Here is a 13,033-nt window from a genome sequence, read left to right on the forward strand (position 1 = left end):
TCCCTGTCGTGAATGCCGGAAACGGCCGGATGCGTTCGAATCCAGCGGCTTCGGGTCTTGTACGCAACGGGTTTCGGCATCATATTTATCCACAGGCATGCTGGAGCTCCGCAGCGGCGCCTGGGCGTGGAAGCCAGCCTTCCAAAGCGAGACTGTTCGCCGCCCGACACCGTAACTTCCACCGGAGCTTAAATGAGGAAACAATGGCTGATCTGAGAAACTACCAAACCCGAATGTCGCCCGCCGGCGCTCAGGCGGGTGCCGTGATCGATGAGGGCCTTCGCGCGTACATGCTGAAGGTCTACAACCTGATGGCCCTGGGCCTGGCGATCACCGGCGTGGCAGCTTACGGAACCTATGCGCTTGCCGCCTCCAATCCGGCATTCGCCCAGCTCATCTACGCTTCGCCCCTGAAGTGGGTCGTGATGCTGGCGCCGCTGGCGATGGTCTTCTTCATGAGCTTCCGCATTAATTCGATGAGCGTCTCCGCAGCACAGACGACGTTCTGGATCTACGCCGCCCTGATGGGCCTGTCGCTGTCGTCGATCTTCCTGGTTTTCACCGGCCAGAGCATCGTGCAGACGTTCTTCGTCACGGCCGCTTCGTTCGGCGCTCTGTCGCTCTACGGCTACACGACCAAGAAGGACCTGTCGGGCTTCGGCACGTTCCTGATCATGGGCCTCTTCGGCCTGATCATCGCGTCGATCGTCAACATCTTCCTTGCTTCGTCGGCCCTCGGCTTCGCGATCTCCGTGATCGGTGTTCTGATCTTCGCTGGCCTCACCGCCTACGACACGCAGAAGATCAAGGAAATGTACTACGAAGCCGATGACAGCACCGTTGCCGGCCGCAAGGCGATCATGGGCGCGCTGACGCTCTACCTCGACTTCATCAACCTGTTCATGTTCCTGCTGCAGTTCATGGGCAACCGGAACAACTAAGCTTGAAACGAATAGCGGAAAAGGCGGCCTCGGCCGCCTTTTTTGTTGCCGGAAGTAGTTGATCGCGTCCCGGCCCCCATGGGAGTAAAGGACGACGAAACCTCGAGATGCAGTTTACCGCCATGTCCCTGAGTCTGCGTGACGCCACCTTGGCCGACCTTCCTGCCATCGCAGCGATCTATCGCGAATCCGTACTGAACGGCGTCGCCACCTATGAGATCGAACCTCCTTCCGAAGCGGAGATGCGAAACCGCTTCGAGACGATCATCGGCAACGGCTACCCCTATGTGGTCGCATGCGATGGCAGCGGATCGATCGTCGGCTATGCCTATGCGTCCGCCTTCCGGACGCGCACGGCCTATCGCTTTCTGGTCGAGGATTCGATCTACCTGGCGCCGGAAGCGCGCGGCAAGGGTGCTGGCAAGGCGCTGCTCGTCGAACTCATTCGTCGTTGCACCGAGCTCGGCTTCCGGCAGATGGTTGCGGTGATCGGCGGTGCCCACCCGGCATCGATCGCCGTACACAGTTCGCTCGGCTTCGAGCATCAGGGCACGATGAAAGCGACTGGCTTCAAGCATGGCCGTTGGCTCGACACGGCGATCATGCAGCTCGCGCTTGGCGAGGGCCAGAAGAGCGATCCGCCGGAAGACATCTATCCAGACACGCTCTATCAGAACTGATCGTCGCCTCGCGGACGCCCGACATGCGCTGATTGCAGTCGGCCGTCCCGGGGCGGGTCAAAGCCCTGCGTCGGAAGAGGTCGCCGCGCATCTCACCGGGACGCCGGTGCGGATCAGGTCTTAAGGCGCGTCGCGATCTTGCAGGTCCGCTCCCAGCGCTTCAAGCTTCTGATATTTCGCATGTCGTTATCGCAAAACCGCTGCGCACCTTTGCGCGGCATGCTTCAGGTTTCCACCAGCTTCAGGACCTTGTCGAACACCTTGAGCACCTGGGCGAGCTCGTGGCCGCGTTTCAGGATCGTGCCGTGAATGTTCAGCACGCTATAGGCGCCCTGTTTCGTCGACAGCTTCGGGTTCTTCTCGATCCGGTAGAGCGGCATTTCTCCCGAACGCTTGAACACCGAGAAGACCGCGCGGTCCTTCAGGTGGTCGATGGCGTAGTCCCGCCATTCGCCTTCGCCGACCATTCGACCGTAGACCCAAAGGATTTGGTCCAACTCGCGGCGATGGAAAGTGATGGGGGGAGGGTTCTTGGCGTTCTTGTATTCGTGAAGATGGACGACCACTTCGGAAGTGATCTCGCGCTGATGGCGCGCCTCGCCTTGCGGCAAATCCGGCTCATCGGTCATCGGCAATCCGGCCTTCTGTTGTGACAGAACGATAACAGTGTGCCTGACGTGAGCCGAAAAGCAAGCCGGAAGCCGTTGGACGAAGAGGGCATTTCTTACCTCTGCCCCATTTCAGTCAAATCGCCGCCCCAATTCACCGCAAAACTCGCGAGCGCTGACGGACAGAGTCGTTGCCACCGTATGTCCGGTCAGGTCGTCATGCTGCGGGAGTTCACCGAACGCAGCCATGGCCGGTTCGGTCCGGTAACTTCGAACCCTCAGCCCCAGCCCCTCGATGCTGCCGGGCCGAACCACCCCCTTGCGCCGCGCCCGCTTACAATTTGCCTTGCGGGCCGGCGAGCACGGCCGTGGCGCCGATGATCGCGCCCGGCGTTTCCTTGTCCTTCATCGATTGCAAGAGAACGGCACAGCCGCTGTTGCCGGGCCGCTCGGTCAGAACCGTTGCGGGAAGGGTGAAGGTTGCCGGCTTTCCGTCCCACATGCCGATCGTCTGAATGTCGCGCACGGCATGCCAGTAGGGGATTTCCTTGCCGCTGTTCTCCCCCTTCTCCATCTTCACCACTTTCGCGCGGTCGAAATAGACGACGACGACGTTCGCCTTGCCGATGCCGCTACCGACGTTGATCTGGATTTCTTCGCCCTCAATCTTCGCCTCGACGGGAACGGCAAGCCCCTTGCCTTCGGCCTTCATCGTCTCCAGCCGCGTCTTGATCGCCTGAAGATTGCCGCCGTTGACATGGTCGCGCCCGTTCAGGATCGCCTGGGGCGTATAGACGCCATTGCGACCGAGCATCCGGGCATAGGCATATTGCCGTTCGGTATTTTCCTTGGAGGCCAGTGTGTCGGCCCAACCGAGATAGTTCCAGTAGTCGACATGGTAGGCGAGCGCCACGACATCACCGCCATCGACAAGCGCCTTCAGCGCCGCATCGGCCGGCGGGCAGGAGGAACAGCCCTGGCTGGTGAACAGTTCCACGACGCCTTTGATCACCTGTCCGTCCTGTGCCCCGGCCGGTGCACCAGCGGCTGCGAACAGCCCGAAAGCCAGTGCAAAAGGGCGAATGAAAGAACGGTCTGCGGATGTCATGGCGTCACTTCGTTGGGGGCCGTCGGCCTACTCCTTATGGGGGAGTTCATTACATACGCCGGCCACGCATCAACGGGAAGTCACGTTGGAGTGAGGTGGCGGGTGAGCACAGGCTTGTGTTGGGACGTTTTGGGATTTGACAACCAAAGAAAGAGCCGGGTCGCCTCTCGGCGTCCCGGCTCCAATGCTTCGCGATGGTCTGGCGATCAGGCGGCGAGGTCGCGCAGAACCGTCTGCAGGATGCCGCCGTTGTTGACGTAGGTCACTTCGTCCAGCGTATCGATCCGGCAGATCAGCGGAATTTCCTTCGCGCTGCCGTCGCCATAGGTGACCTTGGCAACGCGCTTTTCGCGAGGCTGGACATTGGCGAGGTTGTCGATGGTGACGATTTCATCGCCCTTGAGGCCCAGCGATTCCCAGGTCGTGCCTTCTTCGAAGACGAAGGGGATGACGCCCATGCCGACCAGGTTCGAGCGGTGGATACGCTCGAACGACTGCGCGATGACGGCCTTGACGCCGAGCAGATTGGTGCCCTTCGCAGCCCAGTCGCGCGACGAACCGTTGCCGTATTCGACGCCGGCGAAGATGACGAGCGGAACGCCCTCTTCCTTGTATTGCATGGCGGCGTCGTAGATCGACATCTCTTCCTTCGACGGATAGTGGATGGTGTAGCCACCTTCCTTGCCGTTCGGGCCGAGCATGTGGTTGCGGATGCGGATGTTGGCAAACGTGCCGCGCATCATCACCTCATGGTTGCCGCGACGCGTACCGTACTGGTTGAAGTCGGCAACGCCGACGCCATGACCGATGAGGTAGGCACCAGCCGGCGAGGCAGCCTTGATCGAACCGGCCGGCGAGATGTGGTCGGTGGTGATCTTGTCTCCGAATAGGCCGAGGACGCGCGCGCCCTTGATGTCGGAGATGCCCGAGCCGGACTTGCCCATGCCGACGAAGTAGGGTGGGTTCTGCACGTAGGTCGAGCCATCGTCCCAGGCGTAGGTCTGGCCCGGAGGAACCTGAACGGCCTGCCAGTTTTCGTCGCCCTTGAAGACGTCCGCGTACTTGGTCGCGTAGAGTTCGCGGGTGACGTACTTGAAGATGAACTCCTGGATTTCCTTGGAGGTCGGCCAGATGTCCTTGAGGAAGACCGGGTTGCCGTCCTTGTCTTCGCCGAGCGGTTCGTTGGTCAGGTCCTTCTGGACCGTACCGGCGAGTGCATAGGCGACGACGAGCGGCGGCGAGGCGAGGTAGTTTGCCTGGACGTCCGGCGAGATACGGCCTTCGAAGTTGCGGTTGCCGGAGAGAACGCCGGCGGCGATCAGGCCCTTGTCGTTGATCGTCTTCGAGATCGGCGCCGGCAGCGGACCGGAGTTGCCGATGCAGGTGGTGCAGCCGAAGCCGACGAGGTTGAAGCCGAGCGCGTCGAGGTCCTTCTGCAGGCCGGACTTGGCCAGGTACTCACCGACGACCTGCGATCCCGGTGCGAGCGAGGTCTTGACCCAGGGCTTGGACTTCAGGCCCTTGGCAACGGCGTTGCGGGCGAGCAGGCCGGCGGCGATCAGAACCGACGGGTTGGAGGTGTTGGTGCACGACGTGATCGCAGCGATGGCAACGTCGCCATGGCCGAGATCGAAATCGGTGCCTTCTACGGCGTAGCGGTTCGAAAGCTGGCCCGGCTTCTTGTAGTCGCCTTCGAGTGCGGTTGCGAAGCCCGACGCGATGCTTTCGAGCGGGATGCGGCCTTCCGGACGCTTCGGGCCGGCCATGGCAGGTACGACGTCGCCGAGGTCGAGTTCCAGCGTGTCGGTAAAGACAAGCTCCGAGCCGTCACCGTCGCGCCACATGCCCTGGGCCTTGGAATAGGCTTCGACGAGCGAAATGCGCTGCTCTTCGCGGCCGGACATGGTGAGGTAGTTGATGGTTTCGCTGTCGACCGGGAAGAAGCCGCAGGTCGCGCCGTATTCCGGACCCATGTTGCCGATGGTGGCGCGGTCGGCGAGCGTCATGTTGTCGAGGCCCGGGCCGAAGAATTCGACGAACTTCGAAACCACGCCCTTCTTGCGCAGCATCTGAACGACCATGAGCACGAGGTCGGTCGCGGTGACGCCCTCTTTCAGCTTGCCCGTCAGCTTGAAGCCGATGACCTCAGGCAGAAGCATGGAGACCGGCTGGCCGAGCATCGCGGCTTCAGCTTCGATACCGCCAACGCCCCAGCCGAGAACGCCAAGGCCGTTGATCATGGTGGTGTGGCTGTCGGTGCCGACGCAGGTATCCGGGTAGGCGGTGATTTCGCCGTCTTCTTCACGGGTCCAGACGGTCTGGCCCAGATATTCCAGATTGACCTGGTGACAGATGCCGGTGCCGGGCGGCACGACGCGGAAGTTCTTGAACGCCTGCTGGCCCCACTTCAGGAAGCGGTAGCGCTCGCCGTTGCGCTGGTATTCCAGCTCGACGTTGCGGGCAAAGGCGTTCGGCGTGCCGAATTCGTCGACGATGACGGAGTGGTCGATGACGAGGTCGACGGGAACGAGCGGGTTGATCTTTTCCGGGTCGCCGCCGAGCGAGACCATGGCGTCGCGCATTGCAGCGAGGTCGACTACGGCGGGAACGCCGGTGAAGTCCTGCATCAGCACGCGGGCCGGGCGGTAGGCGATTTCGTTTTCAGCGGTGCCCTTGTCGTCGAGCCAGGCGGCAACGTTCTCGATGTCCTTCTTGGTGACGGAGCGGCCGTCTTCATTGCGCAGCAGGTTCTCGAGCAGAACCTTCATCGAGTAGGGCAGCTTGGAAACGCCGGCGAGACCGTTCGCCTCCGCCTTCGGCAGGCTGTAATAGACGTAGTCCACACCGTTGACGGTGAGCGTGGAGCGACAATTGAAGCTGTCTAGGGATTTGGACACTGGATAATACCCCGTTCCGTCTGATCGCCAAAAACTGACGTACGAACGCCCGAGCGCAATGAAGCGCGAATTGGGATGCGGGTGCGGCCATTTCCGCTGTCCGTACGTGGAAATTCATTCCATGTTCGGCGCTAGGATGAAATTCACGCCGACCGCTGGCGTGTTGGCCGCCTTATAGATAATTTCTCCAAAACGTGCCAGAGCAACGAAGGTCCAATTGGAACTTTTTTTGCTCTGCGGAAGACACGCGAAGGGAAGTCTAATATTCATGCGCCTGCTGGCTGAAGGTTTGAGTGCGAAGCGCGGCGAGGATCTGATTTTTAACGATATTTCCTTTGCGCTCGATACCGGTGAGGCCCTTGTGGTGACGGGTCCGAACGGCTCGGGAAAGTCGACTTTGCTGCGGGTTCTGGCCGGGTTGCTGAGCCCCGAAAGCGGACATTTGAAACTTGAGAACGCCCCCCCAGAAATAGCTCACCCATCGGAGCTCAGCCACTATCTCGGGCATCGCAACGCGATGAAGCGCGAATTGACCGTCGCAGAAAATCTTTCCTTCTGGCAGCGTTTCATGGGCGATTCGCCCGGCGGCGTCGGAATCGCTCTTACCGAGGCGGTCGAAGCGGTCGGCCTGCCTGATATCGCGCATCTGCCCTTCGGATATCTCTCGGCCGGTCAGCAACGCCGCATGGCGATGGCGAAGCTGCTCGTCGCCCATCGCCCGATCTGGATTCTCGACGAGCCGACCGCGGCACTCGACGCCGGCGCCGATCGGCTGTTTGCCGACCTGGTAAAGGCGCATCTCGGGAAGGGCGGCATCGTGATCGCAGCGACGCATCAACCGCTGGGGCTCGATCAAACGAGGGAATTGCACATGAAGGGCTTCGAGCATTTCGCGGGAGGGCTCTGGCATGATGCGTAAAAGCGCGTCCGTGCTCGCTGCCGGGAGAGTGCCGGCATGATCGCGCTCTTCTTCCGCGATCTGAAGCTGTCGATACGCGCCGGCGGCGGCGCGATGATCGGCGTGCTCTTCTTCATGACCGTGGTCGCGGTCATTCCCTTCGGCGTCGGCCCGGATCTGAACCTGCTTTCGCGCATCGGCCCGGCGATCCTCTGGATCGGCGCGCTGCTCGCCTCGCTACTCGGTCTCGACCGCCTGTTCCAGGCGGAGCGGGACGACGGTTCGCTCGACCTGATGCTGATGCAGGAGACGCCGCTGCTTTTCACCGTCTTCGTCAAATGCGCGGCCCATTGGGCAGCGACCGGCCTGCCGCTGGTGATCGCCTCGCCCTTGCTCGGTCTCTTCATGAACATGAGCGAGATCGCGATCGGCGCCACCATGCTGACGCTTCTGATCGGCACGCCGGCGATCACCTTCATCGGTGCGGTCGGCGCTGCCGTCGCCGTGTCGCTGCCACGCGGCGGGCTGCTGGTGTCGATCTTGGTGCTGCCGCTTGCGATCCCGGTGCTGATCTTCGGCGTCAGCGCCGTCTATGCGGCGATCGAGGACCCGGCGCCGTTCCTGCCGCCCCTGATGATCCTCGCGGCGATCACCCTGTTCTTTGCCGTCATCGGGCCGGTTGCCGCCGCCGCAGCACTTCGGCACGCGTCCGATTGACGCAATAGGAGCGGAACGGCTGAAACAGTTTGCGGTTTTCCGTCGCAGCCGTCGCTAAGTCCTTCAGATCGATCACGTTTATGATTGAAGGCCCCAACTGATCGTGATCGGTCGATTGACGCGGATCAATTGCAGCAGGGGGACTTAAGCGCTAAAGAGCGATCATGAGCGAAAACAGCCTGGCCATCCGCAAATTCAGCGATCTCGCCAACCCGACACGGTTCCTGGCGCTGGCCGACCGTCTGCTGCCGTGGCTAGCCGGCCTGACCGCGGTGTTCTTCGTCGTCGGCCTCTGGCTGTCCTTCGCCACAGAAGGCGACTACCAGCAGGGCGAGACGGTGCGCATCATGTATGTGCACGTGCCCGCTGCCTGGCTGTCGATGATGTGTTATTCGGTGATGGCGCTGGCAGCGCTTGGCACGCTCGTTTGGCGCCATCCGCTGGCAGATGTTTCTTCGCGCGCGGCCGCGCCGATCGGCGCCTGTTTCACTTTCCTGGCGCTCGTCACCGGCTCGCTTTGGGGCAAGCCGATGTGGGGCACCTGGTGGGTCTGGGACGCGCGGCTGACGTCGGTCTTTGTGCTGTTCCTCATGTATCTGGGACTGATGGCGCTCAACCGCGCGATCGACGACCCCGCACGGTCTTCCAAGGTTTCCGCAGTGCTGGTGCTGGTCGGTTTCGTCAATATCCCGATCATCAAGTTCTCGGTCGAATGGTGGAACACGCTGCATCAACCGGCGAGCGTCATGCGGCTCGACGGGCCGACGATCGATCCCGAGTTCCTGTGGCCGCTGATCGTGATGGCGGTTGCCTTCACGCTTCTGTTCTTCACGCTGCACATCGCCGCCATGCGCAACGAAATCCTGCGCCGGCGGGTCACTGCGCTGCGCCGTCTGGCGGCGCGCAGCGCTGGCCGGGGAGCGCGCACGAAATGATGAGCCACGCCGCTTACGTCTTCACGAGTTATGGAATAGCGACGCTGACCGTCCTCGGCCTGATCGGCTGGGTGGTTCTGGATGGGCGCGCGCGCCGGCGCGAACTTGCCGAGCTCGAAGCATCCGGCATCCGCAGGCGCTCGGCCGAACCGGCGTCGGGAGAGACACGATGACCAGCACTCCTGCGCCCGGCAGCGACGAGCGCAAACCGGGGCCGATGCGTTTCGTGCTCGCGGCACTGCCGCTCATCATTTTCGCCGGGCTTGCGGCGATCTTCTGGAGCCAACTCAATTCCGGCAAGGACGTGAGCGAGATCCCGTCCGCACTGATCGGCACGAAGGCGCCGAAACTCGACCTTCCTGCACTCGAAGGGGCGACCCGCGATGGCCAGCCGATGCCGGCGCTGACCGACGTGGCGATCAAAGGCAAGCTGACGCTCGTCAACGTCTGGGCCTCCTGGTGCGTGCCCTGCCGTCAGGAGCATCCCTTCATTCTGGAACTGTCGAAGGACCCGCGGCTCACCGTCGTCGGCATCAATTACAAGGACCAGAACGAAAACGCGCTGCGTTTCCTCGGCGAGCTCGGCAATCCATTTTCCGCCGTCGGCGTCGATCCCCGCGGCAAGGCGGCGATCGATTGGGGTGTCTACGGTATTCCGGAATCCTATCTGGTCGGCGCCGATGGCACGATCCTCTACAAGCGTGTCGGCCCGTTCGACGAGAACAGCGTCAAGAATGGACTGCTGCCGGCCATCGAGAAGGCTACCGCCGGCTCGTGAGTGGTTCGGGCCATTTCGAGAGCAGTTGGGGCTGTAAAACCTGACCGAGAACCGGGGCAGTTTTTCGCCGGGGGCTACTTCACCCACCTCATCCCTGTGCTTGTCACAGGGATCCAGCCACGGTGCGTCTGCACCGTGAATGACATCCCGACCAGAAGCAGCCACAGCTCGCCTAGCGGCACATTTCTGAAAAGTTCGCTTCCGGCCGGAACTTTCCAGTCGGAACAGAGCTCCCCAGCGCCGCGGACGCGGCGCTGCTGGATCCCTGTGACAAGCACAGGGATGAGGGAGGCTGAGGGAACGGTTCGCTTCCGATAGATATCTGGATGTGAAAGGTTGGCCTATACGCCGAGCCCGACTAAATCCCCGCCTGCCAATCCCTGACGGCATCGAGCGGCCAGACCAGCATCAGCACGTTCAAAGTGAGGTTGTCGCGGATCAGCCAACCAGTGAAAAGCTCGAAGACGATGGCGATCGTGACCGTCAGCCAGACGGGCATGCGGGCCGCGAACATAAAGCCCGCGACCATCGCCAGGGTGTCCATGGTCGAATTCAGGATGCTGTCGCCGAAATAGTCGAGCGAGATCGTCGCCGATCGGTAGCGGTTGATCACCATGGGGGTGTTTTCGGCGATTTCCCAGGCGGATTCGATCGCCATCGCCAGGAAGAGCTTTGCCGTCAGCGGCTTGCGGCGCAAAAGCAGGTGGCCGAGGCCGTAGAACAGGAAGCCGTGGATGATGTGGGAGGGTGTGTACCAGTCGGCGATGTGCTGCGAGTTGCCGCTGGATTTGACGACGGGTTCGAAGAGTTTGACGTAGCCGCAGTCGCAGATCCAGATGCGACCCATCAGATGCTGGGTGACGATCTGTATCAGCAGAACCGCGAAACAGGCGGCGAGCCAGAGGAGTGCGTGCCGGTTGCGGCTGTCATTCTCCTCAAGCGCGGTGCTCACTCGGCGTTCTCCTGGTCAAGCGAATGTTTCATGATCAAGGGCATCTGGGCGAGCGTGAAGAGGATGGTGATCGGCATCGTGCCCCAGACCTTGAAGGCGACCCAGAAATCGGTCGAGAACGAACGCCAGACCACTTCGTTGAGCACGGCCAGGAACAGGAAGAACAGGCCCCAGCGCAGCGTGAGCTTGCGCCAGCCGTCCTCGTCGAGCTTGAAGGCGGAGTGAAAGACGTAGCCGAGCAGCGACTTACCGAAGAGAAGACCGCCGAGCAGGATCGCGCCGAACAGCGTGTTGACGATCGTCGGCTTCATCTTGATGAAGGTGTCGTTCTGCAGCCACAGCGTCAGCGCACCGAAGACGAAGACGACGATGCCTGAGATCAGCGGCATCATCGGCAGGGTGCGGGTCAGCATCCAGGAGACGGCGAGCGCGATCGCGGTCGCGGCCATGAACAGGCCGGTGGCGATGAAGATCGGACCGCCGAGCTCGGCGAGCGCCGGGAAATGCCCGGCCAGCCATTCGCCGCGCGAATTGGCGAAGAAGAAGACCATCAGCGGTCCAAGCTCCAGCACCATCTTGAGCAAGGGGCTGACTTCCTTCTGCGGCTTGGTAGCCTCGATCGACGACATTTCCGGGTCCTGTTTCTGCATGTGCCTGCTGCTCATAACACCAGCTTTGCGGCAAAACCATATCAAGGCAACGGCCCCGCGCAAATGCGCGGGCGCAGAACGGCCTCGTCAGGCGGCAACGCCGGCGATCGCTTCGGCGAAATCCTTGGCCTCGAAAGGCTCCAGATCGTCGATGCCTTCACCGACGCCGATAAAATAGACTGGCAGCTTGTGCTTGGCGGAGATGGCAACGAGGATGCCGCCGCGCGCCGTGCCGTCGAGCTTGGTCATGATCAGACCGCTGACGCCGGCGATATTGCGGAAGATCTCGACCTGCTGCAACGCGTTCTGTCCCGTCGTGGCATCAAGCGTCTGCAGCACCGTGTGCGGCGCATCCGGATCGAGCTTGCCGAGCACGCGCACGATCTTCTCAAGTTCGGCCATCAGCTCCGCCTTGTTCTGCAGGCGGCCGGCGGTGTCGATGATCAGCACGTCGGACTTCTTCTCGCGCGCCTGCTGGAACGCTTCATAGGCGAGACCGGCGGCATCGGCGCCAAGCTTGGAGGAAACGATGTCGGACTTGGTGCGCTCCGCCCAGATCTTCAGCTGCTCGATCGCCGCGGCGCGGAAGGTGTCGCCGGCGGCAAGCATGACCTTGAGGCCCGCGCCCGAAAGCTTGGCGGCGAGCTTGCCGATCGTCGTGGTCTTGCCGGTGCCGTTGACGCCGACCACCAGAATGACATGCGGCTTGTGGCTGAGGTCGAGCTCCAGCGGCTTGGCGACGGGAGCGAGCACCTTGGTGATCTCGCCGGCCATGATGCGCGAGACGTCCTCGCCCGAGACATCCTTGCCATAGCGCTCGGAGGCGAGCGTATCGGTGATGCGCATTGCCGTCTCGACGCCGAGGTCGGCCTGGATCAGCAGGTCTTCAAGGTCCTGCAGCGTTGCTTCATCGAGCTTGCGCTTGGTGAAGAGGCTGGCGATCTGGCCGGTGAGCTGCGACGAGGTCCGGGCAAGGCCGCGGCGCAGGCGCTGGTACCAGGTGAGCTTTTCCTTCGGCGCGGCGAAGGGCTCGTCCTTGGGCTTGTTGTCGGTGGTCGCGAAGCCCTTGGGAAGGGCAGGGGCTGCGGCGGCTACCTCTGCTTCGCCGGCCTCGGTCGGCGCGACTTCGGCCACTGCTTCTGCCGCGTCGCTCTCTGTGGTTTCGAAGCTTTTGGGGAGGGCTGCGGCTTCACCCCTCTCTGCCTTGCCGGGCATCTCCCCCACAGGGGGGGAGATTGCGCTGGGCTCGCCCACGGCGTCAGCTACGGGCGTTTCGGCTGTCGTGATGTCGCGTAGTTCCGCTTCGGCATCGTCCGCAGTTGGCAAGGCTTCTGCGGTGCCCTCGATGGTCTCGGCCACGTGGGAGGTTACGATGATCTCAATGGAATCCGCTGGCTTCTCGTCGGCAACAGCTTCCGCGGTCTCGGTGGTTAGAGACGCATCGTCGATGGCTGCCTTGGTCTCCGTCTGATCTCCCTCCTTTTGGGGCAGATGTCCCGAAGGGACAGAAGGGGGTATCGCAACGCTGTCCTCAAACGGTGTGGCTCCGGCCTCGTCACGCGTCAGCTCTTCGGCATCGTCGGAAGCCGGACCGCCCGCAGTCTCGATCTCGGCTTCGAGCACCGGATCGTCCTCGGAGAGCGGCAGCGTCTCGATATCGACAGGCGGCTCGAAGGCGGCGTCCGGGGTCTCTTCGGCAATTTCAGCCGCGGCGACAGGCGCAGACGGTTCCACCGCCTCGGCACTTGGCTCCGCCTCGGGCGAAGAGACAATCGTCTCCTCGGGCACACCTTCCGGCGGCTTCGTCTCCTCCACCGCGCCCTTGCCGAAGGTGAAGATCCTCTTGATGAAACCCATTGCCATTCAGGA

Annotated in this window: 13 protein-coding genes; 7 read left to right on the forward strand and 6 right to left on the reverse strand. The window is 62.2% G+C overall.

The window, feature by feature from the left end; all coding sequences use genetic code 11:
* Positions 1–203: 203 nt before the first annotated feature.
* Together ASE60_RS28200 and ASE60_RS28205 are read left to right on the forward strand one after the other, a co-directional pair.
* Positions 204–941 (forward strand): Bax inhibitor-1/YccA family protein, encoded by a 738-nt coding sequence (locus tag ASE60_RS28200; protein ID WP_057254909.1) that lies wholly within the window; start codon positions 204–206, stop codon positions 939–941.
* Positions 942–1,063: 122 nt separating this feature from the next.
* Positions 1,064–1,621, forward strand: coding sequence for a GNAT family N-acetyltransferase (locus tag ASE60_RS28205; protein ID WP_057255090.1), 558 nt, complete (start codon positions 1,064–1,066; stop codon positions 1,619–1,621).
* A gap of 224 nt (positions 1,622–1,845) precedes the next feature.
* Here ASE60_RS28205 and ASE60_RS28210 read toward each other — a convergent pair whose 3' ends face one another.
* From ASE60_RS28210 to acnA, 3 genes are all read right to left on the reverse strand, one after another.
* Positions 1,846–2,250 (reverse strand): DUF2794 domain-containing protein, encoded by a 405-nt coding sequence (locus tag ASE60_RS28210; protein WP_057254910.1) that lies wholly within the window; start codon positions 2,248–2,250, stop codon positions 1,846–1,848.
* A gap of 313 nt (positions 2,251–2,563) precedes the next feature.
* Positions 2,564–3,337, reverse strand: coding sequence for a thioredoxin family protein (locus tag ASE60_RS28215; protein ID WP_082616169.1), 774 nt, complete (start codon positions 3,335–3,337; stop codon positions 2,564–2,566).
* A gap of 206 nt (positions 3,338–3,543) precedes the next feature.
* Complete coding sequence (gene acnA / locus ASE60_RS28220) at positions 3,544–6,234, reverse strand: aconitate hydratase AcnA (protein ID WP_057254911.1); 2,691 nt, start codon at positions 6,232–6,234, stop codon at positions 3,544–3,546.
* A 268-nt stretch (positions 6,235–6,502) separates the two neighbouring features.
* Here acnA and ccmA point away from each other — a divergent pair, with 268 nt between their 5' ends.
* From ccmA to ASE60_RS28240, 5 genes are all read left to right on the forward strand, one after another.
* Positions 6,503–7,153 (forward strand): heme ABC exporter ATP-binding protein CcmA, encoded by a 651-nt coding sequence (gene ccmA, locus ASE60_RS28225; RefSeq protein WP_057254912.1) that lies wholly within the window; start codon positions 6,503–6,505, stop codon positions 7,151–7,153.
* A gap of 36 nt (positions 7,154–7,189) precedes the next feature.
* Entirely contained in the window at positions 7,190–7,849 is a 660-nt protein-coding gene (gene ccmB, locus ASE60_RS28230; protein ID WP_034802831.1) for a heme exporter protein CcmB, read from the forward strand.
* Between the two features lie 164 nt (positions 7,850–8,013).
* Positions 8,014–8,784, forward strand: coding sequence for a heme ABC transporter permease (locus ASE60_RS28235; RefSeq protein WP_057254913.1), 771 nt, complete (start codon positions 8,014–8,016; stop codon positions 8,782–8,784).
* Positions 8,781–8,957 (forward strand): heme exporter protein CcmD, encoded by a 177-nt coding sequence (ccmD, locus tag ASE60_RS34190; protein WP_082616171.1) that lies wholly within the window; start codon positions 8,781–8,783, stop codon positions 8,955–8,957. The genes ASE60_RS28235 and ccmD overlap by 4 nt, the downstream gene beginning before the upstream one ends.
* On the forward strand, positions 8,954–9,562 hold the full coding sequence (locus tag ASE60_RS28240) for a DsbE family thiol:disulfide interchange protein (RefSeq protein WP_057254914.1): 609 nt from the start codon (positions 8,954–8,956) through the stop codon (positions 9,560–9,562). Before ccmD ends, ASE60_RS28240 begins: the two co-directional genes overlap by 4 nt.
* A gap of 358 nt (positions 9,563–9,920) precedes the next feature.
* Here ASE60_RS28240 and ASE60_RS28245 read toward each other — a convergent pair whose 3' ends face one another.
* From ASE60_RS28245 to ftsY, 3 genes are all read right to left on the reverse strand, one after another.
* The gene (locus tag ASE60_RS28245; protein ID WP_057254915.1) at positions 9,921–10,514 is read right to left on the reverse strand and encodes a DUF2585 domain-containing protein; all 594 of its coding nucleotides are present in this window, start codon (positions 10,512–10,514) and stop codon (positions 9,921–9,923) included.
* Positions 10,511–11,143 (reverse strand): septation protein A, encoded by a 633-nt coding sequence (locus ASE60_RS28250; RefSeq protein WP_093233170.1) that lies wholly within the window; start codon positions 11,141–11,143, stop codon positions 10,511–10,513. The genes ASE60_RS28245 and ASE60_RS28250 overlap by 4 nt, the downstream gene beginning before the upstream one ends.
* Before the next feature lie 108 nt (positions 11,144–11,251).
* Positions 11,252–13,027 carry a signal recognition particle-docking protein FtsY gene (gene ftsY / locus ASE60_RS28255; protein WP_057254917.1) on the reverse strand — a complete coding sequence of 592 codons (1,776 nt, stop codon included), beginning with the start codon at positions 13,025–13,027 and terminating at the stop codon, positions 11,252–11,254.
* Between the last annotated feature and the right edge of the window lie 6 nt (positions 13,028–13,033).

Source organism: Ensifer sp. Root278 (assembly GCF_001429285.1).
In the GTDB taxonomy this organism is placed as follows: Bacteria; Pseudomonadota; Alphaproteobacteria; order Rhizobiales; family Rhizobiaceae; genus Ensifer.

Coding starts and splice junctions, on each gene's coding strand:
- ASE60_RS28200 (WP_057254909.1), top strand. CDS start 204: ATGGCTGATCTGAGAAACTACCAAACCCGAATGTCGCCCGCCGGCGCT.
- ASE60_RS28205 (WP_057255090.1), top strand. CDS start 1,064: ATGTCCCTGAGTCTGCGTGACGCCACCTTGGCCGACCTTCCTGCCATC.
- ASE60_RS28210 (WP_057254910.1), bottom strand. CDS start 2,250: ATGACCGATGAGCCGGATTTGCCGCAAGGCGAGGCGCGCCATCAGCGC.
- ASE60_RS28215 (WP_082616169.1), bottom strand. CDS start 3,337: ATGACATCCGCAGACCGTTCTTTCATTCGCCCTTTTGCACTGGCTTTC.
- ccmA (WP_057254912.1), top strand. CDS start 6,503: ATGCGCCTGCTGGCTGAAGGTTTGAGTGCGAAGCGCGGCGAGGATCTG.
- ccmB (WP_034802831.1), top strand. CDS start 7,190: ATGATCGCGCTCTTCTTCCGCGATCTGAAGCTGTCGATACGCGCCGGC.
- ASE60_RS28235 (WP_057254913.1), top strand. CDS start 8,014: ATGAGCGAAAACAGCCTGGCCATCCGCAAATTCAGCGATCTCGCCAAC.
- ccmD (WP_082616171.1), top strand. CDS start 8,781: ATGATGAGCCACGCCGCTTACGTCTTCACGAGTTATGGAATAGCGACG.
- ASE60_RS28240 (WP_057254914.1), top strand. CDS start 8,954: ATGACCAGCACTCCTGCGCCCGGCAGCGACGAGCGCAAACCGGGGCCG.
- ASE60_RS28250 (WP_093233170.1), bottom strand. CDS start 11,143: ATGTCGTCGATCGAGGCTACCAAGCCGCAGAAGGAAGTCAGCCCCTTG.
- ftsY (WP_057254917.1), bottom strand. CDS start 13,027: ATGGCAATGGGTTTCATCAAGAGGATCTTCACCTTCGGCAAGGGCGCG.